This window comes from Arthrobacter sp. N199823 (assembly GCF_002929705.1).
Lineage (GTDB): Bacteria > Actinomycetota > Actinomycetes > Actinomycetales > Micrococcaceae > Specibacter.
In genome coordinates this window covers 32,831-49,832 of the sequence record NZ_PJIN01000004.1, presented here as the reverse complement: position 1 = coordinate 49,832, position 17,002 = coordinate 32,831, and the positions used below count along the sequence as shown (strand labels likewise).

The 17,002-nt window shown below is 64.2% G+C and carries 16 protein-coding genes; 9 read left to right on the top strand and 7 right to left on the bottom strand.

Going from position 1 to position 17,002, the window contains the following annotated elements:
• Nucleotides 1-271: 271 nt before the first annotated feature.
• The 9 genes from CXQ93_RS10400 to CXQ93_RS10360 all read left to right on the top strand — a co-directional run bounded on the left by CXQ93_RS10400 (nt 272) and on the right by CXQ93_RS10360 (nt 9,739).
• Nucleotides 272-1,153, top strand: coding sequence for an NAD(P)-dependent alcohol dehydrogenase (locus CXQ93_RS10400; RefSeq protein ID WP_258068806.1), 882 nt, complete (start codon nt 272-274; stop codon nt 1,151-1,153).
• 96 nt (nt 1,154-1,249) lie between these two features.
• Nucleotides 1,250-1,720 carry a DUF6326 family protein gene (locus CXQ93_RS10395; protein ID WP_104110371.1) on the top strand — a complete coding sequence of 157 codons (471 nt, stop codon included), beginning with the start codon at nt 1,250-1,252 and terminating at the stop codon, nt 1,718-1,720.
• A 185-nt stretch (nt 1,721-1,905) separates the two neighbouring features.
• The gene (locus CXQ93_RS10390; RefSeq protein ID WP_104110370.1) at nt 1,906-2,787 is read left to right on the top strand and encodes a MoxR family ATPase; all 882 of its coding nucleotides are present in this window, start codon (nt 1,906-1,908) and stop codon (nt 2,785-2,787) included.
• Between the two features lie 3 nt (nt 2,788-2,790).
• Nucleotides 2,791-3,903, top strand: coding sequence for a VWA domain-containing protein (locus tag CXQ93_RS10385; RefSeq protein ID WP_104110369.1), 1,113 nt, complete (start codon nt 2,791-2,793; stop codon nt 3,901-3,903).
• The gene (locus CXQ93_RS10380) at nt 3,896-5,095 is read left to right on the top strand and encodes an XdhC family protein (RefSeq protein WP_104110368.1); all 1,200 of its coding nucleotides are present in this window, start codon (nt 3,896-3,898) and stop codon (nt 5,093-5,095) included. The genes CXQ93_RS10385 and CXQ93_RS10380 overlap by 8 nt, the downstream gene beginning before the upstream one ends.
• Before the next feature lie 118 nt (nt 5,096-5,213).
• Entirely contained in the window at nt 5,214-5,756 is a 543-nt protein-coding gene (locus CXQ93_RS10375) for a (2Fe-2S)-binding protein (RefSeq protein WP_104110367.1), read from the top strand.
• Nucleotides 5,753-8,137 (top strand): xanthine dehydrogenase family protein molybdopterin-binding subunit, encoded by a 2,385-nt coding sequence (locus CXQ93_RS10370; protein WP_104110366.1) that lies wholly within the window; start codon nt 5,753-5,755, stop codon nt 8,135-8,137. The genes CXQ93_RS10375 and CXQ93_RS10370 overlap by 4 nt, the downstream gene beginning before the upstream one ends.
• Complete coding sequence (locus CXQ93_RS10365; RefSeq protein ID WP_104110365.1) at nt 8,134-9,012, top strand: xanthine dehydrogenase family protein subunit M; 879 nt, start codon at nt 8,134-8,136, stop codon at nt 9,010-9,012. The genes CXQ93_RS10370 and CXQ93_RS10365 overlap by 4 nt, the downstream gene beginning before the upstream one ends.
• Nucleotides 9,013-9,019: 7 nt before the next feature.
• Entirely contained in the window at nt 9,020-9,739 is a 720-nt protein-coding gene (locus tag CXQ93_RS10360; protein ID WP_104110364.1) for an SRPBCC family protein, read from the top strand.
• Nucleotides 9,740-10,025: 286 nt separating this feature from the next.
• On the opposite strand, the gene CXQ93_RS10350 is transcribed toward CXQ93_RS10360, so the two are convergent.
• From CXQ93_RS10350 to CXQ93_RS10320, 7 genes are all read right to left on the bottom strand, one after another.
• Entirely contained in the window at nt 10,026-11,342 is a 1,317-nt protein-coding gene (locus tag CXQ93_RS10350; RefSeq protein WP_104110362.1) for an RNA polymerase sigma factor, read from the bottom strand.
• Nucleotides 11,339-11,716: a YciI family protein gene (locus CXQ93_RS10345; RefSeq protein ID WP_104110361.1), complete on the bottom strand. Its 378-nt coding sequence runs from the start codon at nt 11,714-11,716 to the stop codon at nt 11,339-11,341. Before CXQ93_RS10345 ends, CXQ93_RS10350 begins: the two co-directional genes overlap by 4 nt.
• A 230-nt stretch (nt 11,717-11,946) precedes the next feature.
• Nucleotides 11,947-13,158, bottom strand: coding sequence for an acetyl-CoA C-acyltransferase (locus tag CXQ93_RS10340; protein ID WP_104110360.1), 1,212 nt, complete (start codon nt 13,156-13,158; stop codon nt 11,947-11,949).
• On the bottom strand, nt 13,151-14,104 hold the full coding sequence (locus CXQ93_RS10335; protein WP_219817345.1) for a MaoC family dehydratase: 954 nt from the start codon (nt 14,102-14,104) through the stop codon (nt 13,151-13,153). The genes CXQ93_RS10340 and CXQ93_RS10335 overlap by 8 nt, the downstream gene beginning before the upstream one ends.
• Before the next feature lie 10 nt (nt 14,105-14,114).
• Complete coding sequence (locus tag CXQ93_RS10330) at nt 14,115-14,882, bottom strand: SDR family NAD(P)-dependent oxidoreductase (RefSeq protein WP_104110358.1); 768 nt, start codon at nt 14,880-14,882, stop codon at nt 14,115-14,117.
• Between the two features lie 26 nt (nt 14,883-14,908).
• The gene (locus CXQ93_RS10325; RefSeq protein WP_104110357.1) at nt 14,909-16,135 is read right to left on the bottom strand and encodes an acyl-CoA dehydrogenase family protein; all 1,227 of its coding nucleotides are present in this window, start codon (nt 16,133-16,135) and stop codon (nt 14,909-14,911) included.
• Entirely contained in the window at nt 16,132-17,001 is an 870-nt protein-coding gene (locus CXQ93_RS10320) for a 3-hydroxyacyl-CoA dehydrogenase family protein (protein WP_104110356.1), read from the bottom strand. The genes CXQ93_RS10325 and CXQ93_RS10320 overlap by 4 nt, the downstream gene beginning before the upstream one ends.
• Between the last annotated feature and the right edge of the window lies 1 nt (nt 17,002).

Here is a 17,002-nt window from a genome sequence, read left to right as displayed (position 1 = left end):
TCTCTTGAAAGTCTTGACATTAGTACAGCGTACGATCCTAGTAAACCGTACATCGTACGACGTACGCTGTACGGGCCAGCGAGAGTCGCAGCTCGGACGTCAGGAGGCTTCCGTGGGAATCAAACAGCAATCGAAGGGCAGAGTACCCCTGGTACCGGGTGCCAACCCGGCTGGGGAGGCGACGATGCGGGCCGTCGTCCAGCACCGCTACGGGCCGCCCGAAGTGCTTGAGTTGTCCGAGGTCGAGAAACCACATCCCGGTCGAGGAGATGTGCTCGTCCGAGTGAGCGCGGCCTCGGTGCATCCTGGCGACTACTTCATCATGACCGGTGAGCCGTACATGGTGCGCCTGGTGTTCGGTCTTCGCCGGCCGCGCCACGGCATTCCAGGCAGGGACCTCGCTGGCACGGTGGCAGCTGTGGGGAAGGACGTCACCGCGCTCCGCCCCGGCGACGAGGTGTTCGGCTGGAGCGCCGCCGGAACGCTCGCGGAGTACGCTTGCGTCCCGGCGGAGAACCTCGTGTCCGTGCCATCCAACGTTCCGTCTCTGAGCGCGGCAGCTGTGCCTACCTCGGGTCTAACCGCGTTGCAAGCATTGCGTAAGATCGCGAACGTCCAACCGGGTCAGACGGTGCTGATCACGGGCGCATCAGGCGGCGTGGGATCCTACGCTGTACAGATCGCCAAGGCGTTCGGCGCCGAAGTGACAGGTGTGTGCAGCACCCGCAACGTCGACCTGGTCGGCGCACTCGGTGCAGACCACGTCATTGACTACACTAGGACAGACTTCACTCGCACCGAGAAGCGCTACGACGTCATCCTCGACAATGTGGAAGCCCAGCCCCTGGCGGCCGTCCGCCGAGCGCTGACGCCCACCGGCACCCTGATCCCCAACAGCGGACACGGCGGCCGCTGGCTCGGCCCTCTCGGGCGGATCATCAAAGCGCGCGTGCTGTCCGGGTTCACCCGTCAGCAGCTGAAGCCCTTCACCTCGATCGGAAAGCGCCAGGACCTGCTCACCTTGGCCGAGCTGCTCACGACCGGGCAGCTCACACCCGTTATCGACCGCAACTACCCGCTCGACGAGGCAGCTGACGCCCTTCGCTACGTCGGGGCCGGACACACTCGAGGGAAGGTCGTGATCACCCTCTGACGATCGGACCAACAAGAACGACTCAAACCGTGCCTAGGCACGCCCAGACCTGCCGCCACTCAGGCGGCCCGTCCGCTCCTCTCGAAAGGCGAACTAATGACCATTCGAACGAAAACCCCGAACCTGCTTGATACCCCTCCGATCGCCGTGCAGGCCAAGCTCGCCGCATCCTGGACCAGCCTCATGTTCCTCGTCATCTACATCGACTACTTTCACCTCTACCAGCCCGGCGAAATTGACCTAATTCGCGGTGGCGTCATCTTTGAGTTCGACATCAGCGCAACTTTGATGTCCATCTTCTTCGTGATCATCGCGATCCCGGCGCTGATGGTGCTGCTCTCCATGACGCTGCCCGCCCGGGTGAACCGCGTCACGAACCTTATCGTGGGATCGCTGTACATCCCCATCATGGTGTTCAACTTTGCGGGGGCGTCCTCGGACTGGGCCTTCTACTACACCCTCACCATCGGAGTCGAGGTGCTGATCCTGGCCTTCATCCTGCGCTCCGCCTGGACATGGCCCCGCACGGCTCCATCGATATCGATCTCAAAAGCTATGGCAACATGACCGCCGCGCGCCACGGCCGCAGGGCCCGCTCGCAGCTGCACCGCGTTGCTCCATTGCGGGAGCGTTGGCGAAAATACCCCAATTGATGAGGGAGGGTCGGCGGAGCGTTGACGGGGGCCTATCGCACTTCGGCCTCCCACCGCTCGCGAGCTCGCGGCGGGTCCCTCGGCCGATATGCTTAGGCCATGACGACGACGTCGATTGCTTCAGCGGCCGCTCTCTCAGCCAAACTTGCCGAAACCGGGTACCTGGCCGATGAGGGACTGGCTACCATTGCGTATTTGGCTATGACCATGGAGCGCCCACTCCTGCTTGAAGGTGAACCGGGCACCGGCAAAACCGCCATGGCAGAGGCCCTCGCGCAGGCGTTCGGTCTGCCCTTGATCCGACTGCAATGCTACGAAGGCATTGACGCCAGCCAAGCGCTCTACGACTGGGATTTCACGGCCCAGATCCTGCACCTGCGCAGCGTTGAGGCCGGTGGGGACAACCGCAGCACTGTCGAACTGGAGAAGTCGCTTTACGACGGGCGCTTCCTGCTGGCCCGGCCCATCCTGAAGGCCCTGCAGCAGAGCCCGGCCGTGCTGCTCATTGACGAGATCGACAGGGCGGACGATGAATTTGAGGCGTTCCTGCTCGAGGTGCTCTCCACCTACCAGGTCTCCATCCCGGAGTTTGGCACTGTCAAAGCAGCCATCCCGCCCCTCGTGGTGTTGACCTCAAACCGAACCCGGGACCTCCATGATGCGCTCAAGCGCCGCTGTCTGTACCACTGGATCGACCACCCCGGTTTGGCCCGCGAGGTGGAGATTGTTCGCACGCGGCTGCCTCACGTTCCGGAGTTGCTTGCAGAACAAGTGGTGCGGGCCGTCCAACAGATTCGTGCCACGGAGAACATCATGAAGCCGCCTGGAGTGGCCGAAACCCTCGATTGGGCCCGCGCCCTGCACCTACTGGGCAGTGCGGAGCTGGAACTGGAATCGGCCGCCGCCAGCATCGGGGCACTGTGCAAATACCGTGAGGACTCCAAACGCGTCACGTCCGCGCTGGCCAAGATACTGGGCTGAACCATGCCGGAGGTAGACAATAGCGCTGAGGAGATCCTGTTGGCTTTCGCCGCCGCCGTGCGATCCGCCGGGGTCAAGGTCAGCGCAGAACGCTCACGCAGTTTTGTCGACGCCGTCTCGCATCTGTCGATTGAGAACCGTGGCGATGTTTTTTGGGCTGGGCGTGCCACCTTATGTTCGGCACCCGAGGACCTGGACAGCTACCAGCGGACTTTTGAACGCTGGTTCACCCCCGTTCGTGCCGTCCCCCAAGCCGAGAAGGTAGCAGCAGCCACCGTCCAGGCTGCCGCGCTGGAAGATGACGACGAAGCCCCTGATGGTTCCGAACGTAGCGAAGGGTCTCTGCGTGCCATCGCCAGCCGACGCGAACTCCTGCGCCACCGAGATGTGGCCACTCTTGATGCCGCCGAACGGACACTCCTGCACCAGCTCTTCGATGAGCTAGCCGTCACGCTGCCCTCGCGCCTTTCCCGCCGGAAGCAGCGGTGGCGCACCGGGCGGATTGACAGTGTCAGCAGCTTGCGCGCACAGCTGCGCCGCGGTGGTGAGCCGGGACCGCTTAAATACCGGCGCACACCGAGGAAGCCTCGAAGGATCGCTTGGCTGATTGATGTCTCCGGGTCCATGTCTCCCTATGCGGACAGCTTGCTGCGGCTGGCCCACCATGTGCTCCAAGCCGCCCCACATCACGTGGAGGTGTTTACTCTGGGCACTCGCCTGACTCGGGTTACCTCCGCGCTCCGTGTGCCCGACGCCGATGATGCCCTGGCCGTGGCCGGGAGTACGGTGCCGGATTGGTCAGGTGGCACCCGGCTGGGCGAGGTGTTGGGCGCCTTCAACGAACGGTGGGGGCAGCGCGCGGTGGTCAGAAACGCCGTCGTCATCATTGTCAGTGATGGATGGGAACGCGGTGACCCGGCACTGCTGGGACGGCAGGTGGAGCGGCTGCATCAGGTGGCGCGGCGCGTCATCTGGACCAATCCTCACCGGGACAAGCCCGGTTACGAACCCGTGCAGCAGGGAATCAGGGCCGTCCTGCCGCACGTTGATGACTTTATTGGGGGCCATTCATTGAAGAGCTTCGAGGAGTTGTTGGCTGTGATGGGCAATGCGTGAAGTGTTGAAGGATCTGGTTGAGGCCGTGGCGGCCGGGCGCACCGTGGGGCTGGGGACGGTGGTGCGCACGTTCCGCTCGGCGCCGCGGCCAGCCGGCGCCTCCATGATGGTCGACGCCGAGGGGCTGGCTGTGGGGTCCGTGTCCGGCGGGTGCGTGGAAGGTGCCCTGTACGAGCTTGCTTCCGAGGTGGCACTTAGTGGTCGGCCCGTCTTGCAACGCTACGGCATCAGCGATGATGCTGCCTTTGAGGTAGGGCTGACATGTGGCGGCATCATTGACGTTTTTGTCGAAGCCGTCTCTCAAGCCACGTTTCCGGAGTTGGCCCAGGTGGCTGCCGATCTGGACGCGCACAGGCCCGTGGCCATAGTGACGGTGATTGAGCACCCGGACCCGAGCTGGTTGGGCCGCCACCTGGTGGTTCACCCCGACGGATTTGCCGGAACCTTGGGTAGCGACCGCGCTGACCACGCCGTCAGTGATGACGTGATGGGCCTGCTGGCGGCCGGGCGCAACACCACGCTGATGTATGGGCCCGACGGGCAGCGACGGGGGGACGGAATGCGTGTTTTTGTGGCCAGCTTTGCCCCGCAGCCGCGCATGCTGGTTTTTGGTGCCATTGACTTCGCCGCGGCAGTGGCGCGGCAGGGTAGCTTTCTGGGATACCGGGTCACTGTCTGCGATGCCCGCGCTGTGTTTGCCACGAAGGCCCGTTTCCCCGAGGCGGATGAGGTAGTGGTGGAATGGCCGCACCGGTATTTACAGGCGCAAATTGACGCCGGATCAGTGGACCCGCGTTCTGTCATTTGCGTGCTGACCCACGACCCCAAGTTTGATGTGCCGCTGCTGGAGGTGGCGCTGCGCCACGAGGTCGCCTACGTGGGCGCCATGGGCTCGCGAAAAACACATGACGACCGGATGGATCGGCTCCGGGAGGTGGGGCTGACCGACGTCGAGCTTGGGAAGCTTTCAAGTCCCATCGGGCTGGATCTGGGCTCGCGCACCCCGGAGGAGACAGCAGTGTCCATTGCAGGGGAGATCATTGCCTTGCGGTGGGGCGGACAGGGCCGGCGCCTGAGCGATCTGCTGCGCGATCCGCTCAGCAACACTGCGAGTGATCAGCACGTGCGAATACACCATGTACCCCTCGCTGACGCCGCACATGAGGATGAAAGCGATGGTTCGCCCCTCTAATGCGGATTAGCCACCCGGGCCTCTAACTATCCTCCTGCCCGTCATGTAACGTGTTGCACATCATGGGCTGGAGACAGGCGATGGCGTCTGAACTCCAAGGTAACTAGAGGAGTTCTCAATGGCGAGTTCCATATCCATCACTGTGGAGGTTGACGGCGTCAGTTATACGGACGACGTCGAACCAAGACTTTTGCTTGTCCAGCACCTGCGCGAGCGCCTGGGCAAAACAGGCACCCTGATTGGCTGTGACACCACCAACTGCGGTGCCTGTACTGTGCATCTGGATGGTGTCAGCGTGAAATCCTGCACCATGTTTGCCGTGCAGGCCGATGGGCACCAGGTCATCACCATCGAAGGCATGGCGCAGAACGGCAAACTTGCCCCGTTGCAGGAGGCCTTCCACCAGTGCCACGCACTGCAGTGCGGTTTCTGCACGCCGGGCATGATCATGCAGTCGGCGTCGCTTCTCAAAGAGAATCCCCACCCCACTGAGTCCGAGATCCGTGAGGGGCTGGAGGGCAACCTCTGCCGTTGCACGGGCTACCAAAACATTGTGGCTGCCGTGAAGTCTGTGGCGGACGGTGTCCAGTATGACGATTCCGGTGTATCGGTGTCCCCATCCATGCTCGAGGACAATTCCGAAACGGCAGGTGTGTCATGACCGCCACGGCAACTCCCAGACCTGAAGTTGGCACCGCCCGCCTCCGCAAGGAAGACGCGCACCTGATCACGGGGCGCTCGCGGTTCACCGACAACATGGTACTGCCGGGCATGCTGCATCTGGCCATGGTGCGCAGCCCCTTCGCCCACGCCAAGATCACCGCCATTGACGTCTCAGCTGCACAGGCATCTCCAGGCGTCATGGCCGTGCTGACCGGAGCAGACGTAGCGGCTGAGCAGGGTTCACTGCCCAACGCATGGCCCGTCACTCCGGATCAGAAGGCACCCAGCCATCCCTCCATCGCCGTGGAGGAGGTGGCCTTCGCTGGAGAGATTGTGGCGGTGGTGATCGCCCGCAGCGTGGCCGCTGCCCGGGACGCCGTCGAACTTGTGGATGTTGATTACGATGAGCTGCCCGTGGTTATGGATCTGGAGGAGGCCGCCACAGACAAGGTGCTGGCGCACACCTCGCTGGAGTCGAACAAGTCGGCCACGTGGGTCTTTGATTCGGCCGAGGCAGGTACGGGCACAGCCATTGCAGAGGCGTTAGCGAACTCCGATGTGGTGGTGGAACGGACCCTGTACCAGCAGCGGCTCATTCCGGCATTCATGGAACCGCGCTCTACTGTGGTGGATCCCACGGGTGAGCAGATCACCATGTGGAGTGCCACGCAAATCCCGCACATTCTGCGGCTCATGTTGGCGTTGACGTTGGGCATTCCCGAAAGCAAGGTGCGGGTGATTGCCCCGGATGTGGGCGGCGGTTTTGGCGGAAAGTTGCAGGTCACCCCGGAGGAGGTCATCACACTGTTGGCGGCCCGGCGCATGGGCAAGCCGTGCAAGTTCACCGAGACGCGCAGCGAGTCCCTGCAGGTGGCCCACCACGGGCGGGCGCAGGTGCAGCGGCTGAAGATCGGCGCCACCAAGGACGGCATTGTCACGGGACTGCACGTTGACCTGTTGGCGGATATGGGCGCCTATTTGGGTCTGATCACCTCCGGCATCCCGGTGCTGGGCGCGTTCATGTACAACTCGATCTACAAGTTCCCGGCCTACCATTTTGAGTGCCACAACATTTTCACGAACAAGGCCTGGACGGATGCATACCGTGGGGCCGGGCGGCCAGAAGCCACGTTCGCTATCGAGCGGATGATGGATGAGCTGGCCGGTGAGTTGGGCATGGACCCGTTGGAGTTGCGGGAGAAGAACTGGATCAAGCACACCGAGTTCCCGTTCACCACGGTGGCGGGACTCGAATACGACACCGGCAACTACGAGGCTGCCACCGAGAAAGCCCTGGGCCTGTTCGGCTACGACGAGCTCCGGGCCGAGCAGCAGCGGCGGCGCGAGAGTGGCGCCACCGTGCAGTTGGGCATTGGTATCTCCACCTTCACAGAGATGTGTGGGCTGGCTCCGTCTCGGGTGCTCGGCGCCCTGAACTATGCGGCCGGCGGCTGGGAGCACGCGCAGGTGCGGGTGCTGCCCACCGGCAACGTGGAAGTCGTCACCGGATCGTCGGCCCACGGGCAGGGCCATGAAACAGCGTGGAGCCAGCTTGTGGCTGACAGGTTGGGCGTGCCGTTCGAGAATGTGGAAGTGCTGCATGGCGACACGCAGGTGTCTCAACGCGGCTTGGACACCTATGGCTCCCGCTCATTGACAGTGGGCGGCATGGCCGTGCTGGCCGCGGCGGACAAGGTCATTGAGAAGGCCAAGACCATTGCAGCTCACATGATGGAGGCCAGCGAGCAGGATCTCGAGTTTGCCAACGGTTCCTTCACCGTCAGGGGAACGGAAACGTCCACGTCCTTCGGCGAGATTGCCTTTGCCGCATTCTCCGCGCACAACCTGCCCGATGGCATGGAGCCCAACCTGGACTCAGAGGCCACCTTCGATCCCGCCAACTTCTCCTACCCACACGGCACTCATCTGGCGGCCATGGAGGTTGACACCGAAACAGGCCAAGTCACCGTGCTCAAGTATGTGTGCGTGGATGACATTGGAGTGGTGGTGAACCCCATGATCGTTGAGGGCCAGGTGCACGGAGGCCTAGCTCAGGGCATTGCGCAGGCACTGTACGAGGAAGCCGTCTATGACGATGCCGGCACCTTAGTGTCAGGATCGTTCGTCGACTACCTCGTACCTGGAGCCCCCGATCTGCCGCACTACATCACGGCGCGCACGGAGACGCCGGCCACCAGCAATCAACTCGGCGCCAAGGGCGTAGGTGAGGCAGGCACCATCGCCTCCACCCCGGCCATTGTCAACGGGGTGCTGGACGCCATTCGCCACCTCGGCGTGAAGGATATCAAGATGCCGTGCACGCCATCGCGTGTGTGGCATGCCCTGCAGGAAGCCAAGACCACAGGAGGTGTGCAATGATCCCCAGCGCATTTGATTACGCCGCGCCCACCACGGTTGCGGAGGCGCTTTCGCTTCTGGCCGACGCCGAGTCTGCCGGTGACGATGTGAAGGTCCTCGCCGGAGGCCAAAGCCTGATTCCCGTCATGAAGCTGCGCCTGGCAGATCCTTCCATGGTGGTGGACTTGGGGCGGATACCCTCCCTGTCCGGCATCACGGACGACGGCGGGAGCCTCACCATAGGTGCCATGACCCCGCATCACACGGTGGCAACCGATCCTCTGATTGCCGCCTTTGTGCCATTGTTGGCTCAGACCGCCGCCACTGTCGCTGATCCTCAGGTCAGACACCGCGGCACCATTGGCGGCGCGTTGGTCCATGCGGATCCAGCCGGTGACATGCCCGCTGCCGCCCTGGCTCTGGAGGCCGTGTTCAATCTGAGTGGAGCTGGCGGAAACCGATCAGTGAACTCCGCCGATTTCTTCCAGGGCTACTTCACCACGGCCGTGCAAGAAGGCGAGATCCTCACGAGCATTACAGTGCCCAAATACACCGGGTGGGGCTCACATTATGAAAAGTTCACCCGGGTGTCCCAGCAATGGTCCATTGTTGCTGTGGCCGCTCTTGTTCGGGTGGAAGGTGGCGTGATTGCCCAGGCCCGGTTGGGGCTGACCAATATGGCCAGCACTCCCCTGCGGGCCTCTTCAACCGAGTCTGCGCTAGCAGGCTGTGCCTTGGAGGTGGGCGCCATTGCGGCAGCCTGTGCCAACGCCGCTGACGGAACGGAACCGGCCAGTGATCTGAACGGGGATGCCGCCTACCGGCGCCACCTCGCAACGGTGCTGGCCAAGCGTGCGGTGCTGGCCGCCGTCGGACTTTCAGAGGAAAGGGGCTAGAAGCGCCATGGAACTCAAGCACCATTTCAGCGTCCCATCATCCCTGGCAGATACGTGGCATTCCTTCAACCAGTTGGAGGAAATTGCGCCGTGTTTTCCCGGGGCCACCCTGACCGGAGTGGACGGGGACACCTTCACTGGAACCGTCAAGATTAAGTTGGGGCCGATCGCCATGCTGTACACCGGCACGGGGCGTTTTCTCTCGCGCGATGAGGCCACTCACACGGTTGTCATCGAGGCGCAAGGGAAGGACAAACGCGGCAACGGCACGGCAGGTGCCACCGTCACGGCAGCGTTGGCTGCCAGCGGCGACGGCACCACTGTGGATGTTTCAACCGATATGAACGTCACGGGCAAGCCGGCGCAATTTGGCCGAGGCGTCATCCAGGACATCTCGGACAAGCTGCTGGAACAGTTTGTGCAGTGCGTGATCCGCAAGGCGGAAGGGCCGCCCGAGCCAGAAGAAGTACCTGCACCCGTAGCTGCCACTGCGGCTTCTGCGGCGCCTGCCACTGCGACTGCTCCACCCGATATCGGTACCCCGCCAGCTCCAGCGGCACGCCATGACGCGCCTCCAGTGCAGGCTATTCCAGCACAGGCAGCCCCGGAACTAGATCTAGCTTCGTCAGTGCTGCCGGTGCTAGCTAAGCGTTTTGGCCCGGCCGTGCTGGGTGTCCTCGCGTTGCTGGCGGTCATCGTCTGGTGCACCAGGGGCCGCAAACGCTGACGCCACGATCCACCACCCGGGGTACGGGACGGCTGCGCTAGTGGTGGGGACCGGCGTCGTGCTTCTCCTTCGCGGGTTCGCGCCCTGGCAGGTTCCGCTGGTCTGGGAGGTCCGCCGCAGCTGGCGGAATGTGACTAGTGGCCAATGGGACAGTGAAGCGGCGCCGGACTGCAGCATCCAAAAAGCGGCCACGGGCGGCACGTCCAAGCAAGAGGCGCTCGCGGTCGCAGAGACCACTCTCGCCACAGATCTTTGGCCGGCAAAAATCGCTGCCGGATTCTCCGGCTCAGCCGATTTCGGCGCGGTTTACTAGGTAGTGCCGTACCGCGGGCTCATGCGTCATGAAAGCGGCGGCCGTAAACTCCGCTGAGGCTTCGGCCGTGCGCCCTGCTCGAGCCAGCAGCTCGGCCCGGGCGGCATGGAAAGGCTGGAAACGTTCGACGGCGGCACGCACCCAGGCGGGTTCACCGGCAGCTATGGCGCCCATCGCCGTGAGCCCCGCCTCCGGATTCTCTACCCGTCCGATCACGGAGGCCAGGGCCACCTGCGCACCCAGACTGGGTGCCACGGCCACAAGTGCCGCATAGAGGGTGCGCAACGCAGTCCAGTCCGTCAGCCCTGAACGGGCCCGGGCGCAATGGACGGCCTGGATGGCCGCCTCGAGCTGGAAGCGCCCCGGCACAGCGACGGGGAGGGCCCGCCGCAAACACGCATCACCATCTGCGATAAGGGCGGCATCCCACAGCGCGGTGTCCTGCTCCTCGAGCGGGCGAAATCTCCGGTCCCGCCCCGGTTCAGCTGGCTCAAGACGTCCCGGCACCCTTGCTAAGGAGAAGGCGATCAGCGCGGCCAGTCCCCATGCTTCCGCTTCGTTGTCCAGCAGCTGGGCAAGCGTCATCGCGCGGTAGTGGGCCTCACCCCGCAAGTCGTCTGCCGCAGCTACGCCGCCTGCATCACTGGCGTCTCCTACGCCACCGTTCTCCAAGAATTCGCCCACCCAGGCAATCGCGTAGCAGCCGTAGATGGCCTCAAGTACCGCGGACAGCCGGCCGGGCATGTCCTGACGGGATGGAACCACGAAGGGGATGCGCGCCTCTTTAATGCGTTTCTTGGCCCGGACCAGGCGCTGGGCCATGGCCGTCGCTGGGACATTGAACACGGCTCCAATGCGGGCGGCATCAAAACCTAGGACCGTTTGCAGCATGAGCGGCGTGCGCACGGCGGGGTCGATGGCCGGGTGGGTGCAGACAAAAAGCAGTTCCAGCCGTTTGTCAGCAATTGCATCCACATCCACTTCCACCACATCAGCGGCCATGGCATCACGCCCCAGCTCACCCGTTGTGTCCAACGGCGCAAACGCCCGGTTGTAGGCCGACTTCCAGGAATCCCGCTGCCGGTTGCGGGCAACCGTGAGCAGCCACGCCTCCGGATTTGCGGGGACGCCGTCGGACGGCCAGGAGATCAACGCCTGTTCAAACGCGGCGGACAGCGCATCCTCGGCCTGCGCGAGGTCGCCCGTCGAGGCTGCCAGCAACGCAAGCAAACGGCCATAGGAGGCCCGGGCCGTCCGCTCTGCGGCCGCCCGCGCTTCCTGTGCGTTCACGTATTCGGCCGCCAGGCGCCGTCGACCGTGAACAAGGCACCGGGACGCACTTCAACGGATCCCCACTCTATGGAGGGAGCCAGCCAGCCCCATTCGACGGCCGCATCGAGGTCCAGGACCTCGATCACAAAGGTGCCTCCGAGCTGCTCCTTGGTGTCAGCAAACGGACCGTCCTGGACGTGCAGCACGCCGTCGGCCAAGGTGAGCGTGGTGGTGTTGGACGACGGTTGGAGGATCTCGGCGCCGAGCAGCACACCGGCCTGGTGCAGTGTGGCCGCGTAGCTGGCGAAGGCCCGCTGCCCCTCCGCCATGGCCTCCTCACTGAGAGACGCGGCGTCCATCTCGGGATAGTGCAAAAGCAATGTGTAGCGCATGTCTCATTGTCCTTCGTGATTGACCCGCCGTCCATGTCCGACAGCGTACTGCCCGCCAAAGGTGTTCCTTAGGCGCGTGCACAGTGATGACGATTGACAGAGGAGCGGATCGACGCCCTCGGTGAAGTATGTGCGGAAGCGTTGAAGAAATCAGCCCATTTGCTGCGGAAGCGTTGAGGAAAACCGGCCGGAAAGTGGTGCCGCGTTGGGCGGGGGCCGCCGTGATCGGATCAAGGGCGCTCGATGAGAAGTGAGGTGCCCTGCCCGACACCCACACACAGGGTGGCCAATCCCCGGTCTACATTCTCGCGTTCCATCCGGCCCAGCAGCGTCACCACCAGGCGTGAGCCGCTGGAACCGAGCGGATGGCCCAGGGCGATGGCGCCGCCGTCGTTGTTGGTAATGCCGTTGTCCAGCCCGAGTTCACGCATCACGGCAAGCGATTGGCTGGCAAAAGCTTCATTGAGCTCCACGGCTCCGATATCGGCCAAGTTCCACCCGGCCCGAGCCAGCACCTTCCGGGTGGCAGGCACTGGTCCGATCCCCATGGTCTCGGGGGCCACACCCACCGAGGCACCGTCCACAATCCGACCCCGAGGTGTGAGCCCGTACTTCTTCACAGCGGCCGCGGAGGCCACAACAATGGCCGAGGCACCGTCGTTGAGTGTGCTGGCGTTCCCAGCCGTGACCACCCCGCTGGGTTTGACCACCGGCCGCAGTCCGGCCAGGACCTCCAAGGTGGTCCCGGGCCGGGGACCCTCATCCGTGTCCACCACGGTGCTGCCCTTCCTGCCCTTGACGGTGACGGGCACAATCTCGGGCCGGAGCCGCCCGGCAGCAATGGCGGCCAGGGCCCGCTCGTGGGACTGGACGGCAAAAGCGTCGGAGTCCTCGCGGGAAATGCCGTAGACCTCTGCCACCTCTTCGGCGGTTTGCGGCATGGACAGGGTCATCTTGCCGCCCCGGGACAGGGCACCGGACGTGAATTCGGGGTTGACGAAACGCCAGCCAATGGAGGTGTCGAAGCTTTCGCCGGGTTTGGCGAACGCCTGGGTGGGTTTGGCTTGTACCCACGGTGCGCGGCTCATGGACTCCACTCCTCCGGCCACCACAATGTCGGCCGCACCGGACTTGACCATTTGGGATGCCAGAATCACGGCGCTCAGGCCGGAGGCGCAGAGCCGGTTGACGGTCAGCCCCGGAACGTGGTCGCCGAAGCCGGCTAGCAGCCAGGCCATTCTGGCCACGTTGCGGTTTTCCTCACCCGCCCCGTTTGCGTTGCCCAGAATCACCTCATCGACAGTGTCCGGGTCGATCCCGGCGCGCAGCACGGCCTCCTTGACTGCCAGGGCGGCGAGGTCGTCCGGGCGGACGCTGGACAGGGCCCCGCCGTAGCGGCCCACGGGGGTTCGTGCTCCGCCGATCAGAAATGCTTCAGTCATTTGTGACTCCTTTGTTGACGTTTGGCCTGCGTGTGAAGGACCCGTGGTCCAGGACCATACGGCCGGACACGAGCCCCTGGAAATGCACCGTGTCCCCGTCGTCCCAGATCCGAAAGGAAAGGTTGTCGCCGGGGAACACCGGGCTGGTGAACCGTGCGTCCATGGTGCCAAACTCGGCTGCGTCGCCGCGACAGACGGATTGAATCAACGCCCGAGCAGCAAAGCCGTAGGTACACAAACCATGCAGGATAGGCCGGTCAAAACCGGCTTTCCGTGCGGCGCGAGGGTCCGAATGGAGCGCGTTCCGATCCCCGCTGAGGCGGTATAGCAGGCCCTGAGTGGTGCTGGTGGGATGGTCTACGGCGTCATCCGGCTCGCGATCTGGCGCATGCCACCGGGTCGGTTCCGGCCGGGGCCCGCCAAAACCGCCCGCCCCGCGGACTAGGAACGTGGCCCGGTTGGTGGCCAGGTGCACCCCCTTTTCTGCGCTGCTGACGTCAGCGCTGTTGAGCTTGGCGGTGATGGTGATAAGTGCGTGTGCGCCGGTATCGTGCACCGCCGTAACCACGGCCGACACATCGCCAGCACCGGCTACGGGCAGTGGTCTGTGCAGTGTCAGCTCGTGTCGAGCGTGCAGCACGGTGGACGCCGGATACTCACCAAAGATGGACGGCCCGCCGCGGGTGGCTATTCCACCAGACACGCCGGGGCTGGACGTGCCGCCCTGATCCAGAAGCGCCACCGATGGGAATCCCAGCACAGTTGCAAAGCTAGGCAGCACCTGCTGCGGGACGCCGGCGCTGTTCTCGGTGGTGTAGGCCAGCTCCCGGTCCCCGAGGCCGGCCCCCGCGCCGACACCGAGGGCGTACAGCATGGCGGAATCGCCGTTCCACGTGCGCTGGACGGTCCCAAGCGATGCGCCCACAAGGCTCAGATCAATGCTCAAGTCACCCCTCCTACTGCATCGTGAGGCCGCCGCTGACGCTGACGGCCTGTCCGGTGACAAAGCCTGCATCCGCACCGGCAAGGTAGATAACCGCACCGGAAATCTCGGCCACCGAGCCCAGCCTGCGCTTGGGCACGGCACGCACGACGGCGTTCATCAACTTTCCTGTGAGGCCCTCCGCCGCGGTCATCCCGGCCAACAGATCGGTATCAGTCGGTCCCGGGCAGACAACGTTGACGGTGATGTCCGCCGCGGCATTCTCCCGAGCTATTGACTTGGCAAAGGCGATCAGCCCGCCACGGGCTGCTGCCGAGGCAGCGTCCCCCACAGACCCGGTCTTCCCGCTGTCCGATCCCACCAGAACAATGCGGCCAAATCCTGCGGCCACCATGGCCGGCAGCGCCGCGCGGACCGCGTTCATGGGGCCGCCGAGTTCGGTGTTCAGGATCCCGGCTGCGGTGGCCGCCGTCGTCTCCTGAAACAACGCCAGCGGATGCCGGTGCCCGGCCGTCACGACCAGGGTGTCCACACCGCCCAACTCCCGGGTTGCCGTGGCCACCACGTGTTCAACCGCGGCATCATCCGTGGCGTCCAGTGCCGCATAGCCGGCGCAGGACCCCGCGGGCAAAGCAGCCGCGAGCTCAGCGGCCGTGGCGGCATTGCTGAAGTAGGTGAAGTAGACGCGGGCGCCCGCGGCGGCAAGGTCGCGGCACACCTGGGAGCCAATTCCTCCGCCGCCAATGACCAGTACTCCGCGGCCGCCGAAACTACCGTTCATGCTGGGCCCCTGTTCCTGTGGCGCGCTCATTTGAAGGCCGACATGCCGGTGATGTCCCGGCCGATCAGCAGCGACTGGATGGAGTCAGTGCCTTCGTAGGTGTGCACCACTTCCATGTCTGTGAGGTGCCTGGCCACATGGAAGTCAAGCAGCAGCCCGTTGCCGCCGAGGATGTCGCGCGCCGCGGAGCAAATCCAGCGGGCTTTTTGGGCGCTGTGCATCTTGGCAATCGAGGCCATGGTTCCCGTCCACTGGCCCGACTCTTGCAGCTCGGCCATGCGGAAGCACATCAACTGGATGGCTGTCAGTTCGGCCAGCATGTTGGCGAGCTTGTTCTGGACCAACTGGTAGCTGGCAATCGGACTGCCGAACTGCTCCCTGACCAGCGCATACGTCACGGCCGCCTCATAGGCAGCCGTGGCGTGTCCCAGGCTCTCCCATGAGGCGCCACCGCGGGTGGAGGCCAGCACAGCCGAGGCATCCCTGAATGACTGTGCGTTGGCTATGCGGTTTACCGCCGGCACCCGGACATTCTCCAGCACAACGTCCGGCTGCAGCACCGCACGCTTGCCAATCTTTCCGGTGATGAGGTCCGCCCGGTAACCGGCCGGGTACGCGCCGTCGTGCTTCTCCACGACAAAGGCCTTGACTTTGCCATCGGCCTCATCACGGGCCCACACCACCACGACGTCGGCAAAGCTGGCGTTACCGATCCAGCGTTTGCGCCCGTTGAGGACCCAGTAGTCACCCTCGCGGCGGGCCGAGGTCTCCAGCCCCACCGAATCCGAACCATGCCCGGGTTCGGTCAGGGCGAAGGCACCCACAAGTTCCAGCGTCGCCATGCGAGGTAGCCAGCGCTGCTTTTGCTCCTCGCTGCCGAGCATGTTGATGGTGCCCATGGTCAGGTTGGACTGGACACCAATGAACGTGTTCATGGAGCCGTCCCCGCGTGACATCTCCACCGTGGCCATGCCCGCGCCGAGCCGGCTCAGGCCAGGACAACCGTACCCGTCAATGGTGGAGCCGATGATGCCCAGCTCCGCCAGCGGCGGCACGAGTTCATGCGGGAACTCCGCCCGTTCCCAGTAGTCGTTGATGACGGGCAGCAGCCTGGTGTTCACGAAGCCGCGCACTCTGTCCTTGACAGCCTTTTCGGCCGGGCCGAGCTTGTCGAACAGCAGGTAGTAGTCGGTGTCCCTGGCCTCGGTCAGTCCGCGGGCCAGGGCGGCCGTCAGTTCGTCATGCGTGCTCATTTTTGCACCCCGTCATAGCTGTACCAGCCCTTCCCACTCTTGCGGCCGTAATCCCCACGTTCCACCAGTGCTGACAGTGCAGGATGCGGCAGGTCAGCCGGATCGCCCGTCTCGGCAAAGGTGGCCTGGCGGATCTGGTGGCTGACGTCCAGGCCCACCAGATCCATGAGTTCAAAGGGGCCCATCGGGTGGCCCAGCGCCGTTTTGGCCGCTGTGTCGATGTCCTGAAAACTGGCGATCCCGTCTGCGTAGAGCCGCAGCGCCTCGTCGCGGATGGCACCCATGAGCCTGTTCGCCACAAAGCCCGGGAGCTCCTTTTCAATGAGAACGGGCGCCTTCCCCATACGTTTGGCCACCGCCAGAACTGTGTCAATGGTGTCTTGGGAGGTGCTCTCGTGGCGGACCACTTCAACGCACTTCATGACAAGTGCCGGGTTGAAGAAGTGCATATTGCACACCTGACCCGGCCGGCCGGTGGCATCGGCAACCTTGGACGAGCCGAACGTGGAGGAATTCGTTGCCAGGATGGCGTGGGGCGGAGCAGCCGCATCGAGAGCCGTGAAGATGCCGCGCTTGATCTCCAGCTTCTCCGTTGCCGCCTCGATGGCGAGGTCGGTAGTGGCGGCGGCCGCGGCCAGGTCCTCGGAGAAAGCCAGCCTGCCCAGCGCCGCGTCGGCATCCTCCCGGCTCATCCGCCCCTTGGCAACGCTGGCGTCCATGCGGGAGCGTAACTGGGCCTCCGCTTGTTCCAGCATGGCGGCGGAGATGTCCTGCACCGTGACCTGATATCCGGCCAGCGCCGCAACCATGCCGATCTGCGAGCCCATGGCCCCGGCGCCGACCACCAGGATGTTGTTGACCACCACT